Origin of the sequence: Mesorhizobium sp. M1C.F.Ca.ET.210.01.1.1 (assembly GCF_004791585.1) — a bacterium.
In the GTDB taxonomy this organism is placed as follows: Bacteria; Pseudomonadota; Alphaproteobacteria; order Rhizobiales; family Rhizobiaceae; genus Mesorhizobium.
In genome coordinates this window covers 60860-75121 of sequence record NZ_SRUU01000022.1, presented here as the reverse complement: position 1 = coordinate 75121, position 14262 = coordinate 60860, and the positions used below count along the sequence as shown (strand labels likewise).

At 66.3% G+C, this 14262-nt stretch carries 14 protein-coding genes; 3 read left to right on the top strand and 11 right to left on the bottom strand.

Annotated features, from left to right (window positions below; all coding sequences use genetic code 11):
- Positions 1-2: 2 nt before the first annotated feature.
- Together EN853_RS22770 and EN853_RS22765 are read right to left on the bottom strand one after the other, a co-directional pair.
- A complete protein-coding gene (locus EN853_RS22770) occupies positions 3-2225 on the bottom strand; it encodes an AMP-binding protein (protein ID WP_127861577.1) in 2223 nt (740 codons plus the stop codon).
- Positions 2226-2364: 139 nt separating this feature from the next.
- Positions 2365-2772, bottom strand: a complete 408-nt coding sequence (locus tag EN853_RS22765; RefSeq protein ID WP_127861578.1) for a 4-oxalocrotonate tautomerase family protein — start codon at positions 2770-2772, stop codon at positions 2365-2367.
- Positions 2773-2885: 113 nt separating this feature from the next.
- Here EN853_RS22765 and EN853_RS22760 point away from each other — a divergent pair, with 113 nt between their 5' ends.
- A complete protein-coding gene (locus EN853_RS22760) occupies positions 2886-3740 on the top strand; it encodes a LysR substrate-binding domain-containing protein (protein ID WP_127861579.1) in 855 nt (284 codons plus the stop codon).
- 168 nt (positions 3741-3908) lie between these two features.
- On the opposite strand, the gene EN853_RS22755 is transcribed toward EN853_RS22760, so the two are convergent.
- Complete coding sequence (locus EN853_RS22755) at positions 3909-4808, bottom strand: DMT family transporter (RefSeq protein ID WP_127861643.1); 900 nt, start codon at positions 4806-4808, stop codon at positions 3909-3911.
- Between the two features lie 332 nt (positions 4809-5140).
- On the opposite strand from EN853_RS22755, the gene EN853_RS22750 reads away from it, so the two are divergent.
- On the top strand, positions 5141-5572 hold the full coding sequence (locus tag EN853_RS22750; protein WP_167524569.1) for a nuclear transport factor 2 family protein: 432 nt from the start codon (positions 5141-5143) through the stop codon (positions 5570-5572).
- Positions 5573-5590: 18 nt separating this feature from the next.
- On the opposite strand, the gene EN853_RS22745 is transcribed toward EN853_RS22750, so the two are convergent.
- Positions 5591-7087 carry a peptidase S10 gene (locus EN853_RS22745; RefSeq protein ID WP_127861581.1) on the bottom strand — a complete coding sequence of 499 codons (1497 nt, stop codon included), beginning with the start codon at positions 7085-7087 and terminating at the stop codon, positions 5591-5593.
- A 145-nt stretch (positions 7088-7232) separates the two neighbouring features.
- Positions 7233-7709, bottom strand: a complete 477-nt coding sequence (locus EN853_RS22740; RefSeq protein WP_127861582.1) for a VOC family protein — start codon at positions 7707-7709, stop codon at positions 7233-7235.
- A gap of 240 nt (positions 7710-7949) precedes the next feature.
- Here EN853_RS22740 and EN853_RS22735 point away from each other — a divergent pair, with 240 nt between their 5' ends.
- A complete protein-coding gene (locus tag EN853_RS22735; protein ID WP_127861583.1) occupies positions 7950-8456 on the top strand; it encodes an OsmC family protein in 507 nt (168 codons plus the stop codon).
- A 30-nt stretch (positions 8457-8486) separates the two neighbouring features.
- Here the strand turns inward: EN853_RS22735 and EN853_RS22730 are convergent, their stop codons facing one another.
- The 6 genes from EN853_RS22730 to radA form a co-directional block, all read right to left on the bottom strand.
- The gene (locus EN853_RS22730; protein ID WP_127861584.1) at positions 8487-8711 is read right to left on the bottom strand and encodes a hypothetical protein; all 225 of its coding nucleotides are present in this window, start codon (positions 8709-8711) and stop codon (positions 8487-8489) included.
- Positions 8712-8935: 224 nt separating this feature from the next.
- Positions 8936-9577, bottom strand: a complete 642-nt coding sequence (locus EN853_RS22725) for a hypothetical protein (protein WP_127861585.1) — start codon at positions 9575-9577, stop codon at positions 8936-8938.
- Between the two features lie 80 nt (positions 9578-9657).
- The gene (locus EN853_RS22720) at positions 9658-10401 is read right to left on the bottom strand and encodes an SDR family NAD(P)-dependent oxidoreductase (RefSeq protein ID WP_127861586.1); all 744 of its coding nucleotides are present in this window, start codon (positions 10399-10401) and stop codon (positions 9658-9660) included.
- Positions 10402-10428: 27 nt separating this feature from the next.
- The gene (gene purF, locus EN853_RS22715) at positions 10429-11910 is read right to left on the bottom strand and encodes an amidophosphoribosyltransferase (protein WP_127861587.1); all 1482 of its coding nucleotides are present in this window, start codon (positions 11908-11910) and stop codon (positions 10429-10431) included.
- Between the two features lie 102 nt (positions 11911-12012).
- The gene (locus tag EN853_RS22710) at positions 12013-12693 is read right to left on the bottom strand and encodes a CvpA family protein (RefSeq protein WP_127861588.1); all 681 of its coding nucleotides are present in this window, start codon (positions 12691-12693) and stop codon (positions 12013-12015) included.
- A gap of 27 nt (positions 12694-12720) precedes the next feature.
- Entirely contained in the window at positions 12721-14139 is a 1419-nt protein-coding gene (gene radA / locus EN853_RS22705) for a DNA repair protein RadA (RefSeq protein WP_127861589.1), read from the bottom strand.
- Positions 14140-14262 lie beyond the last annotated feature (123 nt).

Here is a 14262-nt window from a genome sequence, read left to right as displayed (position 1 = left end):
CGCTACGCCGCAGCACTCAGCCCCAGCCTGTCGATCGCCAGCTTGCGCGCCGAGACGTAGTCCGTCTTGCCGGAGCCAAGCACCGGGATTTCGTCGACCTTGATGATGTCGTTGGGCACCATCAGCTCTGCCGCTCCTGCCTTCTTGCCGAACTGGCGCAACTGTTCGGGATCGGCGTCGCCGGCGGTGGTAACCAGCACGATGCGCTCGCCACGCCTTTTGTCGGGCACCGCCACCGCCGCATGGCGCTCTTCCGGCCACAGCGACTGCACCAGCATCTCGACCGCGCCGAGCGACACCATCTCGCCGGCGATCTTGGCGAAGCGTTTTGCCCGCCCGCGGATGGTGATGAAGCCGTCCCGGTCGACCGACACGATGTCGCCGGTGTCGTGCCAGCCTTCGAGCGGCTGCAACTCGCCAGGGCGATCGGCGGTCATGTAGCCCATCATCATGTTCGGGCCGTCGAGCCAAAGCCGGCCGGCATCTTCGATGCCTTCGACCGGCTCGAGCTTCATGCGGATCGCCGGCAGCAGCCGGCCGACCGTGCCGTCGCGGTTGTGGATCGCGGTGTTGACGGCGACGACCGGGGCAGCCTCGGTCAGGCCGAAGCCTTCGATGATCGATGCGTCGAAGCGCTCGCGGTAGGCGCGTCGCGTCTCCGGCTTCACGGCTTCCGCGCCGGCGACGATGAAGCGCAGGCTGGAGAAGTCGCCGTCCTTGGCGGTACGGGCGTAGTTGGCAAGAAAGGTGTCGGTGCCGAACATGATCGTCGGCCTCACCTTGCGGGCGATCTCCGGGATGATCTTGTAGTGCAGCGGCGAGGGGTAGAGGAACAGTTTCACCCCGGTCACCAGCGGCAGGATGGTGCCGCCGGTCAGCCCGAAGGAGTGGAACACCGGCAGCACGTTGAGCAGGATGTCGGCCGGCGAAATGGTGACGCGCGCCTCGGCCTGCATGGCGTTGGCAAGCAGGCTTCGGTGCGAGAGCACCACCGCCTTCGGCGTGCCCTCCGAGCCCGAGGTGAACAGGATCACCGCCGGCCTGGCCGCGTCCTGCCGCTGCAGCGGGAAGCGCCAGAACAACGCCGCCGCGACCTTGTCCAACGTCGTCACGCTTTCGCGCACGTCCTCGAGCCAGAGCATCTTCGCCCCGCCTACCTCGACGGCGGCGACGATATCGCCGATTCCGGCCTTCTCGATGAAGGCGCGGGATGAGACCACGGTGCGGATCACCGCGGTACGGATCGCCGCTGTGACGCTCGCCGGGCCGGCGGTGTAGTTGATCATCGCCGCCACGCGGGCCCCCGAGACCAGGCCGACGAAGGAAAGCACCACGCCATTGGCGTTGGGCAAGAGCAGCCCGACCGCCTCCCCGGGCGCCGTCACCGCCTCGAAACGGCGGCCGAGCACACGCGCGCCGATGAACATCTTGCGGTAGGAGAGCGCGCCCGAGATCACGTCCTCGATGATCGGATGCGAGGCGCCGACCCGATCCGCAGCGTCACGCATGGCCAGGAACAGGCCGCGATCGAGATTGCCGCCGTAGAGCCGCGCTTCGGCGAAACGGTCGAACAGCGCGTTGGTGTTGGAGGCCTGGTCGGGGTTGCGCGCCACCAGCTCGGCGATGGTCATCGGCTCCAGCACGCTGAGCGACAGGCGCGGGAACCAGTGGCGCGGGGCCCTGTCGGCCGGCGTCAGCGACACCGGCAGGTCGCGCGTGCCGGCGACGAAGATCGGCACGATGCGCGCGTCCGCCTGCATGGCGATGCGGGTGATGGCGCGAAACAGCCGGAACGACTTGACGTCGGGCTCGACCGTGTCGGGCAGATAGACGGCAAGCCGGCCCTTGCCCCTCAGCACGCGCACCAGACGCCGGCTGACGAACACATGCTCGGCGTTGAAGGGGATGGTGCGGCCGAGCTCGCGCCACGGCTCCAGCCAGGGCGAACGAGCGGAAGTCTCGTCGAGGATGTGCAGCGTGTCGTCCGGGAGCAGCGACAGCATCAGCGCCGGCTCGATGCGCGACTGGTGCGAGACCACATAGATGACCGGCGTGCGCGCATTGCGGGCGATGCGGATGCGATCGTCGGCAATGCGGTAAGCAAGCTTGAACGGCACATAGAGCAGCGCCTGGGTGAAGCGCAGGTCGAGCCGGTACGTCTCGGTCACGCCGATCAGCAGCCAGGCAAAGGCAAAGCCGGCAAGCAGCGCCAGTGTCAGCATCATGCCGCTCTCTCCCAACGTCCTCCACGGCGCGGCTCTTGGCGGCCGCTTCGGTGGCAGAGGGTAGCGCAAGTGGGGGCGGCGTCAATGTGGGTGGCGCGACCTGGCCTTCTCCCCTTGTGGGAGAAGGGGAAGACAGTGCCTACGCCGCCTTCAATCTCCCGCTGATGAAGCGAAACTCTTGGCTCTTGCCGCCATAGCCGTAAGCCGCGGCCGCCACCTCATGCACCAGGGCGTAGCTTTCCTCGTGCACGCCGCCGAGCAGGCGCCCGAAGGCGTCGAAGATCGCCTTGAGATAGGCTTCGAGCTCGAGCTTGGTGTTGGTGCCGTCGACCACCTTGATGTCGAGCCAGAAGGTGTTGGTCCCATGCTCGGCGAGCGACCTGCCGCCGGCGAACCAGTGCTGCGGGTCGATATAGTTGACCGCGACGGCGGTGATGGTCGGGTCCTTTCGCAGGTACGTCGCCGTGATCTCGGTGATATCCTTGGCGATTGCGGCGGAAAGCCCGGCGTCCGGCTTGCCGGTGACGCTGACGTTGATGATCGGCATTTTTCTCTCCTTCGGGTTTGGCGGCGTCGCGCCGTCGATGGAGAGACCATGCCATCATACTTGAATCAAAAAAATCGAATTGTTTTTGATAAAAACTTCGATATCATCGAATTATGGAAACACTCGATCCCGACCTGCTCAAAACCTTCCTCGCCTTTGTCGATGGCGGCTCCCTCGCCAAGGCAGCATCCGCTGTCGGCCGCTCGCCGTCCGCGGTCACCGCGCAGATGCAGCGGCTGGAGGAGGTCGTCGGCGAGCCGCTGCTTGCTGTCCAGGGTAGGGGGCGCGGCCTGACGCCGGCCGGCGAGGACCTTGTCGGCCATGCCAGGCGCATCCTTGCCGCCCACACCGAGGCCTGGCTGGCGCTGAAGGGCGCGCGCGCCGGCGGCCGCATTGCCATCGGCACCACGCAGGACTTTGCCGATCGTGGCCTGCCGGATCTATTGCGGGCCTTCGCCGCCAGCCATCCGCGTGTCAGGATCGAGCTGCGCGTTGGCCGCTCGGCCGAGCTTGGCCAGGCGTTGCAGGCGGCCCAGCTCGATCTCGCGATCACCATGCGCCAGGCGCCCTCGGCCGATGAGGTGGCAGTGATCAGCGAGCCGATGCTGTGGCTTTGCTCGCAAAAGGGGCTGGCCGCGAGGGAAGAGGAGGTGCCGCTGGCGCTGCTCGATCCGCATTGCGGATTCCGCGAGGCGGCGCTTGCGGCGCTCGCTGCCGCCGGCCGCCGCTATCGCATCGCCGCCGGCAGCGCCAGCCTTGCCGGCCTGCGCACCGCGGTCGATGCCGGCATTGCGCTGACGCTGCGCACACAGCGCTTTGCGCATTCCGGCATTGTCGAGGCGCCACGCGAGCTCGGTCTGCCGCCGGTGCCGGTCGCCAACTTCGCCATCCGGCTCGGCCGTGAGGCCGGCCGGCCGGCAAGGGATCTGGCGGAGCTTCTCGGCAGCGGCCTGGCATTGCCGTCATGAACGGAAAACCACGACGCATTCCCAGGTATGCCCCAAAAGAAAAAGCCGACCTTTTTGCGGGTCGGCTTCTAGTCGGACGGGTCGAGGGGTTTGGGGGGACTTGGGGGGTGACCCGTCAATCTACACAATGCCTGAGTCGGATGATGGTTCCGTGACCGTGAAAATAATTTACGAACCCGCCCATTTCGCCTTCATCCAGTCGCGTCCGGCATGCGCGAAAACCGCGCAAAGCACGATGGCGCCACCGATGACGCTGGCCATGGGCGGGATTTCGCCGAGGAACAGCAATGCAAACAGGATGGCGAAGGGCACCTCGGCCGAGCCGAGCAGGCCGGACTCGGCTGCCGGGATGAGCCGCGAGCCTTCCGTCCACAGGATCGAGGCCAGCGCGAAGGAGCAGCCGAAGGTGGCAAGCAGCACCACGTCGCGGGTCGAGACCGCCAGCGGATCGGTGACGAACCAGCCGAGCACGAAGAGCAGGAAGGCCGACACCGCGCCGGCCCAGACAACGGGTGAGTTGCGGAAGGCGCGCACCATGATCATGTAGAGCGCGCTGCCGGCGGTCATCAAAAGCGCCAGCCCGTCGCCGAACAGATGGCCGCTGCCGAGGCCGCCACCCACCATGATGGCCACGCCGCAAAGCGACACCGCCGCCGCCAGCATCGTCTGCAGCCGGAATTTCTCCCGCACCAGCAGGAAGGCGAACAGCGCCGCGATAAAGGGCGAGGTCGCATAAATCACTGCGACATTGGCGACATAGGTGAACTTGAAGGCCGAGATGAAGGCAATGCTGGCGGCCGCGCCTTCGACCGCCAGCAGCCAGCCGCGCCAGCCCAGCCTGAGACTCTCGCGCCCGCCTGAGCGGCGCCTGCGCCACAGCACATAAAGGGTAATCAGGATCGAGCCGAAGAAACCGCGCCAGCAGGTGATGGTCAGCGGATCGGCATGGATCGACTTGGTCAGCACGCCGGTGAGCGCGAAGGCGATCGCCGATGCAGAGACCAGCACGATACCGAGCGTGCGTTCGGCGGCGGCCTTGGTCGCCTCGTGCCCGAAGCTACTGGGCATGTCGAGAGAATCCGTCATGCCTACAGTCTACGCTCCCCATCCTGACACCTTTCTGTCAGCAGCGGACACCATCCCATGACAAAGTCGGCGCGCCTCTGCGCCAGCGTCAGGCTTGCGTTGGGGCAGGGGACTGCGGCTTGCATTCGCCTGATTGACAGTGGCCGCTGATGCCATTGCACGAGGAGGCGGCCGCGCATGTTCGGGGCCTCGCAATGCTGGACGGCCAATGCCCAATCCGGTAATTTTGAGGCTCGCGGATTGATCGGCGTGGCTCGCACTGCAGTAGACCACGGAGAACGGCAATGCCTGCGTTGCATAAGTCCGGGAGTTCGATGACTGAAGTGATCGATCGACTGGTGAGCGCGATGAACGCGCATGATCTCGACGCCGTCACCGCTCTCATCCACGAGAACTATCGCAGCGTACAGCCAGCGCACCCGGGCAGAGCCTTCGTCGGGCGCGACCAGATGCGCGCCAACTGGGAGGCCATGTTCGCGGGAATACCTGACTTCCACGCGGCGGCCACGCGCTCGGTCCAGGACGGCGACACGAGCTGGATCGAATGGCATTGGTCGGGCACTCGCTCCGACGGGCAACCCTTCGAGGTGTGCGGGGTGACGCTGTTCGAGATCATCGACGGTCAGATTGTGGCCGGGCGACTGTATCTGGAGGACGTCGAGCGGCAGGCTGTCGGCATCGAAGAGGCGGTCGAAGCCCTCTCCGGGCGCCGTCCGCCAACGGCCGGCGGCGGAACCGGTTCGTGACCCCCGCGCGCCTCCACCTCACTGCGTCGCCTGATAGAGCTCGGACGCAGCCTCCTTCAGCGCGCGCCTTCCGTCCGGCCTGAGATACATCATGTGCCCGCCTTCCACGACATCGAGGCGGATCGGTTTGGCGTCGGCAAGCGAGGGAAGCTGGTTCACCAGATAGCGCGAGGCGAGATAGGGCGTGACAAGGTCGGTGTAGCCGTTGACGATGACGACGCCGAGCGACGGGTTGAGCGAGCGCGCCCGCTGCAGGTCGTTCATCACCCCGGCATAGCCTTGGCCGGAGGTGCCGTAATCCCAGTTGTGGCTAACCTCGCCGTTGAGCAGCCGGTAGCTGACGTCGGTGTGGTAGTTCAGTTCGCCGCGGGCATAGGTGACGAAGGCCGAGGTCAGCACCGGCACGCTGCGGTCGAGCACCGGATCGGGGCCGGCGATGCGGGCGCTTTGCGGCGCGACGTCGCTGGTCCCGACCATGGCGTCGTAAGGGCTGAGCACCTTGCCCTTGGCGCGTTGGAACTCGCGGGCGAAGAGCTCGGTTGGAACGCGAGCGAAATTGCGCTCGACGAGATCAAGCGGCAGGCCGGTGATCTCCGCCACGCGCGCGCTGGCCAGCTTTCCGCCTTGCTCCAGTCCGCTGGTGAGGGCCGTCAGATAGTCGCCGAGCGCGTAGCGTTCGACCTCGGCCAGCCTGTCGCGCAGCGCCTCGCCGCCGACGCCGTCAGCCTTGAGCTTCGCCGCCGCCAGCGACGGCAGCTCGAGCGCCCAGTGCACCTGGTCGAACTGGTCCGGCCGCACCAGCATGAACTCCAGCGCCGGCGAGATCAGCACGATGCCACTTGGGCTGAGGCCCACGTCCTCCTGCAGGGTCCTGGCGAGCAGCGCGGCGCGGAAGCCGCCATAGCTTTCGCCGGCGAGGAAGAGCGGCGATCCGGTGCGGCCGTGCTGGGCCAGATAGAGCCGGATGAAGGCACCGACCGAGCTGGCGTCCTGGTCGACGCCCCAGAACGCCTTCGTGTCCTGGCCCGGCGCCTCGCGGCTATAGCCGGTGCCGACCGGGTCGACGAAGACGAGATCGGTCATGTCGAGCCAGCTGTCGGGATTGTCGATGAGCTTTTGCGGCGGCGGCAGGAATTCGCCGTCCGGCGCGGTGGCGATGATGCGCGGGCCGATCGCGCCGAGATGCAGGTAGGCCGACGCCGCGCCCGGCCCGCCGTTGAAGACGAAGGTGATGGGACGCCCCTTCGCCGGGGCGGGCGACTGCTGTGTGTAGGCGACGTAGAAGACTTCGGCCGTGACCTCGCCCTTGCCGGACAACAGTGACAGCGTGCCGGCCTTGGCCTGATAGTCGAGCTTGCGCCCGACAAGCGAGATCGAATGCTCGGTCACCTGCGGCGCCGGCAGCAGCGACAGCACGCCGCCCGCCGGTGACGGTCGCTCCGGAGTTTCGGCCGGGGCTGGCTGCGCCAAGGCGGTGAGGATCAGGAGGGTGAGGGGGACGAGTTTGGACCGCATGAGGCCTCCGCGCGAACGACCTCCGCAAAAGTATGGCCGGAGCGGCTGAAGTCAAAGGGGCAGTGGCTCTGCACGACGCTGAAGCCGCTGATCTGCCGCACGGGGAAGATCGGCCGCGATCGCCTTTCGCCAGTCTCCTTCGGGATCACTCCCCGAACGCTCTCTCCAGCGCCGCAACATCGATCTTCACCATACCGAGCATCGCCTCGGCGGCGCGTTTGGCGCGCTCGCGGTCGGGATGCGCAGCCATGTCGCCGAGGATTTTTGGCACGATCTGCCACGACAGGCCCCAGCGGTCCTTCAGCCAGCCGCATTGCTCGGGCTTGCCGCCGTTATCGAGAAAAGCGTTCCAGATCCGGTCGATCTCGGCCTGGCTCTCGAGCTCGACGAGGATCGAGAAGGAATGGTTGAACGGGTCGAGCGGACCTGCTTCGAGTGCGATGAAATTCTGGTCGTCGAGCACGAATTCGATGATCTTGACGCTGCCGGCCGGGCCGCTCGGATTGTCCGCCGCCACGTCCGTCATGCGCCCGATCGCCGAGTTGGGAATTGTGGCGACATAGAATTCCACTGCCTGCCGCGCGTCCTTTTCGAACCACAGATGTGAGGTCACCTTGGCCATGCTTGATCTCCTTCCTGTCTGACAACGACCGAAGGACGTTCAAGTTTCGCCTGATCGACAGCGGCTTCGCCCCATCGACGTTGGAAATTGGCGAAAGCGAAGATGATATCCGATCCCCCAAGTGGAGGAGATGCCCGGCAGGCTGATGAGGGCGCTGTCACGCCAGCGCGTCAAGGGTCTGCACATGCCTCGCAAGACAGTGCTATCAAACGACGAGACCATTGAAAGGACAGCAAAAGAATGGATGCGACCGCACTCAAGGCCATGCAGGCACCACTCAAAGAGGCTTATCGCGAAGATGCCGCCAGAGCCCTGATCACGCTCAGGGCGCGCGGCTCGCTCGACGATCAGTCGATCGCCTGCAAGGTGGAGACGGGCAGGGCGCTGGCCGTCGCCGGGCTGCATCCGGCCACCGGCGGGTCGGGGCTGGAGCTGTGCTCCGGCGATATGCTGCTCGAAGCGCTGGTCGCCTGCGCCGGCGTCACGCTGAAGGCGGTGGCGACGGCGCTGGAGTTCAAGCTCGGCAACGCCACCGTCGAAGCCGAGGGTGACCTCGACTTTCGCGGCACGCTCGGCGTCGCCCGCGACGCGCCGGTCGGCTTCCGCGAGATCCGCCTGAAATTTGGCCTCGATACCGAGGAGCCGCAGGAGCGCATCGATTCGCTGCTGAAACTTACCGAGCGCTACTGCGTGGTGTTGCAGACGATCAATGGCAAGCCGGCGCTGAGCGTGAGCGCGGGGCGTTGATACTAGTCTCCCCCTCGTGGAGGAGACTAGCTACTGCGCCGAGGGCACTTCCGCATCCCCTTCGTCGGTAAACGGCGAGGCGCTCGGCACGCATTGCACGGCCCAGCCCTGCGGTGTCGGCTGCTTCTGGTATTCGGTGATGGCGTTGGTGCACTGTTCGCGGGTGTCGAAGGTGCTGGGCAGCACCACCATGCCGCCTTGCGGGCCGGCGATCACCAGATACCAGACCAACGCGACGCTGGGAGTGGCAGCCATGGGAATTCCTCTTTGCTGGATATGGGAGTCGAACCGATCCTAGCAACTCCCCACAAATGGCGAAAGCAGGGCGGCGGAACACGCTTCCGCCGCGCCGTTCACAGACCCGTGAATGGAGCTTTCGCCTGAAGCAATTCCAGGAAAGCTGTGAAGCGGTTTTCCCGTCACGAATCGCGTCAACAAGTTCGTTGTTTCCGGAAACGACGGACCAATCTGTCGCGCTCTCATTCGACGGCGAAGCAGTAGAACAGCCCGTCGCCGCCGGTGCCTTTCAGCGCGTCCTGGCTGCAGCCGCCGCGCGAGGCATGCGAGGAATTCCACGATTTCGCCGCCGCCGAATCGTCGAGGCCGGTGCGGTCGTGATGGCCCATCATGGCCACCCCTTCCGCGCCGCTCATCGTCCAGTCGCCGCAGGTCTGGTCGGCGATCCTGGTACCGTCGGGCTTCGAGCCGGTCAGTATGTCGTGCCGGTTCGGCTTGTCGCCGCGGCCGTTGACCACCTCGCCCTTCTCGTTCAGCGCCGTCTGCTTGGTGATGCCGTTGGCGTCGCCGTGGAGCGAGGCGATGTCGTCGGCGATCTTCTCGCCTTTGGCGTTGAACCAGGGACCCTTGCCGATCCGGTCGCGCGCATCCTCGGTGCTGGTCGAGAGATAGGCGTGCCAGGTCTTGCCGGTGACGCCGGCCGCTTCCGCCAGCGAGGCGCAGTGCGCGTCGGCGCCTTTCAGCCCGCCGAGATCGGCGCCCTTGCCGGCGCCGACGCTGGTGACGAAGAAACTCATCTTTGCGTCTTGCGACAGGGCAGCGCCAGCGGTGGCGGCAAGTGCCGCGGCAATGGCGGTTGCGGCAACGAGAAGCAGTTTGCGCATGTCGGTCCTCCGATTTTCGAATGTCCTACATTCGAAGAACGTAGCCGGAGGCCCGTTTAATCCGTCTTCAGCTCGGGGTTTTATTCCGGCTGCCGGTAGGCGACGAAGCGGTTGTGCTTGGCCTGGAAGATCAGTCCGGTTTCCTTCAGCGCCGGGCTTGCCAGCGGCACGATGCGTTTGGCGATCTCGGAAGGATGCGGCAGCGTCTCCGGATCCTCGCCCGGCATGGCCTGCGCGCGCATTGCCGTGCGGGTGGCGCCCGGATCGGCGGCATTGACCCTGAGCGGCAGGCTCTCGGTCTCATGCGCCCAGGAGCGCATCATCGTCTCGACCGCGGCCTTGGAAGCCGCGTAGGGCGCCCAGAAGGCGCGCGCCGAGTGCGCCGCGTTGGAAGACATGATGATGGCGCGGCCGGCGTCCGATAGCCTGAGCAGCGGGTCGACCGAGCGGATCAGCCGCCAGGTCGCGGTGACGTTGAGAGTCATGACCTTTTCGAAGGTCTTTGCCTCGACATGGCCGATCGGCGAGATGACGCCGAGGATGGCGGCATTCGCCACCAAAATGTCGAGCTTGCCCCAGCGGTCATGGATCGCGCCGCCCAGCCGGTCGATGCCGGCCATGTCGGCGAGATCGAGCGGCACCAGCGTCGCCTGTCCGCGGCCATCGGTCTTGATCTGGTCGTCCAGCTCCTCCAGCCCGCCCACTGTGCGCGCCACCGCCACCACATGCGCGCCGGCGGCCGCCAGTTCCCTGGCGATGAAATAGCCGATGCCGCGCGAGGCGCCGGTGACGAGGGCCACGCGGCCGGAAAGGTCGAGTGTCATGTGAAAGCTTCCGTGAAGTGGTCCGGCTTACGAGCCGCTCGACGCCAGCAGCGACAGCGTGCGCACATTGTCGTGGCCTTCGAAGTCGAGCAGGCGGGTGGGGTACTGGCCGGTGAAGCAGGCGTCGCAGAACTGCGGCTGGTCGTTGTCTCGGCGCGCTTCGCCGACGGCGCGGTAGAGCCCGTCGATCGAGAGAAACCCGAGCGAATCGACGCGGATGAACTCGGCCATCTCCTCGACCGACATGCGCGACGCCAGAAGCTTCGACTTCTCCGGCGTGTCGACGCCGTAGAAGCACGACGCGCTGGTCGGCGGCGATGCGATGCGCATGTGCACTTCCCTGGCGCCGGCGTCGCGCACCATCTGCACGATCTTCTGGCTGGTGGTGCCGCGCACGATCGAATCGTCGACCAGCACCACGCGCTTGCCCTCGATCATGCGGCGGTTGGCGTTGTGCTTCAGCTTGACGCCCATATGGCGGATCGAATCGCCGGGCTGGATGAAGGTGCGGCCGACATAGTGGTTGCGGATGATGCCGAGCTCGAAGGGAATGCCTGCGGCCTGGGAAAAGCCGATCGCGGCCGGCGTGCCGGAATCGGGCACCGGCACGACGATGTCGGCCTCGACCGGGTTTTCCTGCGCCAGTTCGGCGCCGATGCGCTTGCGCACCTCGTAGACGTTGCGGCCCTCGACCGACGAATCCGGCCGCGCGAAATAGACATATTCGAAGATGCAGAAGCGGGTCTTCTGCGGCTCGAACGGGAACAGGCTTTCGATGCCCTTGGAGGTGATCACCACCATCTCGCCGGGCTTGATGTCGCGCACGAAGCGTGCGCCGATGATGTCGAGCGCGCAGGTTTCGGAAGCGAGGATCCAGGCGCCGTCGAGATCGCCGAGCACCAGCGGACGGATGCCCAGCGGGTCGCGGCAGCCGATCATCTTCTTGGCCGTCAACGCCACCAGCGAGAAGGCGCCCTCGACCTGGCGCACCGCGTCGATGAAGCGCGAATTCAAGTCGCGCTCCTTGCTGGTCGCGACCAGGTGCAAGAGCGTCTCGGTGTCGGAGGTCGACGAGAAGATCGAGCCCTGCTTCTGCAATGCGCGCTGCACGGTGAGCGCGTTGGTGAGGTTGCCGTTGTGGGCGACCGCCAGGCCGCCTTCCGCGAGCTCGGCGAAGAAAGGCTGGATGTTGCGCAGGCCAGCGCCGCCGGTGGTGGCGTAGCGCGTGTGGCCGATGGCGCGGTTGCCCTGCAGGCTGTCGATCACGCGCTGTTTGGTGAAGGTGTCGCCGATGAGGCCGACATGGCGTTCGACATGGAATTGCGTGCCGTCGTAGGAGACGATGCCGGCGGCTTCCTGGCCGCGATGCTGCAGGGCGTGGAGCCCGAGTGTGACGATGGCCGCGGCGTCCTGCCGGCCGAAAATGCCGAACACGCCGCATTCGTCGTGGAAATGGTCGTCGGCCTCGGCGGAAAGCACGTCGCCTGCGTCTGCCTTCGGGTCTGCCATGGGGGGCTCAAGCTCCGCTAAAATCGCCATATAGGGCGATCGCTCGTCGAAAGCAACGCATTCACAAAGAGCACGAGGCCAGCCGTCACGGCCGGCCTGCAATCAATTTGCCGGCGCCGGACTTGCGGGGGCCGGGGCAGGGGCCGGAGCCGGCTCGTTGTCGGCCGGCGCTTCGCCCTCGCTGTCGTCGGGCGCCGGCGCGTTGTCCTCGCCGGCAGCCGGCGGTTCGGCCGTCGGCTGGTCGGACGTTGCCGGTGCCTCGGTCGTCGGGGTGCCCTTGTGGGTGTATTTGTTGACCAGCTCTTCCGTGTTCTCGGGCAGCACGCTTTCGAGCTTGGCGCCGATTGTCTCGAGCAGCGGCCGCGACTTGGCGTTGGCGATCCAGGCGGGCGCCTTGGCGCCGGCCAGCCAGTTGAAGAACAACAGCGCCACCGCGACGACCAGGATGCCGCGCGCCGCGCCGTAGAGGAAGCCAAGCGTCCGGTCGAGCGCGCCGATGCGCGAATCGATGATCCAGTCGGCGAGCTTCATGGTGATGACCGAGACGACGATCAGCGCGATGACGAAGACGACGCCGGCGGCCGCCGCCATGGCGATCTTGTCGTTGTCGACATAGGGCTGAACGTAGGGCAGCACCGGCTTGTAGAAGAAAAAGGCCGCCGCCGCCGCCGCTGCCCAGGAAACCACTGACAGCACTTCGCGGGAAAAGCCGCGCACCATGGCAAGCATTGCCGAGACCAGGGTGAAGCCGACGAGAATTCCGTCAAGCAGCGTAATCGGCATGTCTTTCGCCCCACATCATGAGCCGCATCACTCCCCCTCGTCGGCGCGGCTGCGCCGTGAGCCGGCTATGCGCGCCACGAGGTCGGCAAGCTCGGTGGGCTGGAAAGCGCTGGCCGCGATTCCCCCGGCCCCATTACCGCCAACGACTTCCTCGCTGCCGAGCGGCAGCACCGCGCTTCCGAAACCAAGCTTTTCGGCCTCCTTGAGGCGCTGCTGCGCATGCGCAACCGGCCTCACAGCGCCCGAAAGGCTGATTTCGCCGAAATAGACGCAATCGGCGGGAAGGGCAAGACCGGTGAGCGACGAAACAAGTGCTGCGGCCACCGCGAGATCGGCCGCCGGCTCCGAGATGCGGTAGCCGCCGGCGACGTTGAGATAGACATCGTGCTGGCCGAAACGGACGCCGCAATGCGCTTCCAGCACCGCCAGCACCATCGAGAGCCGCGCGCCGTCCCAGCCGACGACGGCTCGGCGCGGCGTGCCGAGCGAGGAGGGCGCCACCAGCGCCTGGATCTCGACGAGAACCGGCCTTGTGCCTTCCATGCCGGCGAAAACCGCGGCCCCCGGCGATTTCGCGTGCCGTTCGCCGAGGAACAGCTCGGACGGATTGGAGACCTCGCGCAGGCCTTTGTCCGACATCTCGAAGACGCCGATCTCGTCGGTCGGTCCGAAACGGTTCTTCACCGTGCGCAGGATGCGGAAGTGATGATTGCCCTCACCCTCGAAATAGAGCACGCCGTCGACCATGTGCTCGACGACGCGCGGGCCGGCGATCTGGCCTTCCTTGGTGACATGGCCGACGAGCACGATCGCGGCGCCTGTGGATTTCGCGTAGCGGATCATCGCCTGGGCGGCGGCGCGCACCTGCGTGACCGTGCCCGGCGCCGAATCGGCAAGGTCGGTCCACAGCGTCTGGATGGAATCGAGGATGACAAGATCCGGCCGCTTGCCGTCGGCTATCGTTGCGAGGATGTCTTCCACATTGGTTTCGGCCGCGAGCTCGACCGGCGTCGAGGCGACGCCGAGGCGCTGCGCCCTGAGCCTGATCTGCGCGACCGCTTCCTCGCCCGAGACATAGACGATGCGGTGACCCTTCGAGGCCAAGGCCGCCGCTGCCTGCGTCAGCAGCGTCGACTTGCCGATGCCGGGATCGCCGCCGACCAGAAGCGCCGAGCCGCGCACGAAGCCGCCGCCGGTGGCGCGGTCGAGCTCGCCGATGCCGGAGGCGATGCGCGGCGCGTCCTCGATGTCGCCCGACAGGCTGGTCAGCACCACGGCGCGGCCCTTGCGGGCCTTTCGCGCGTTGGCGGGTCCGGAGCCTATGCCGCCGGATGTGCCTTCCTCGACCAGCGTGTTCCACTCGCCGCAGGCATCGCATTTGCCGGCCCAGCGCTGATGCACCGAGCCGCAATTCTGGCAGATGAACTGAACGCGGGATTTGGCCACGCTGTTACCTTTTTGCCCGATGGCGGGCGTCGTGATCCGTCGCGCCCCCCTCTGTCCTGCCGGACATCTCCCCCTCGAGGGGGGAGATCGGACGGCGCGAAAGGTCTCGCCAATTTTCGACGT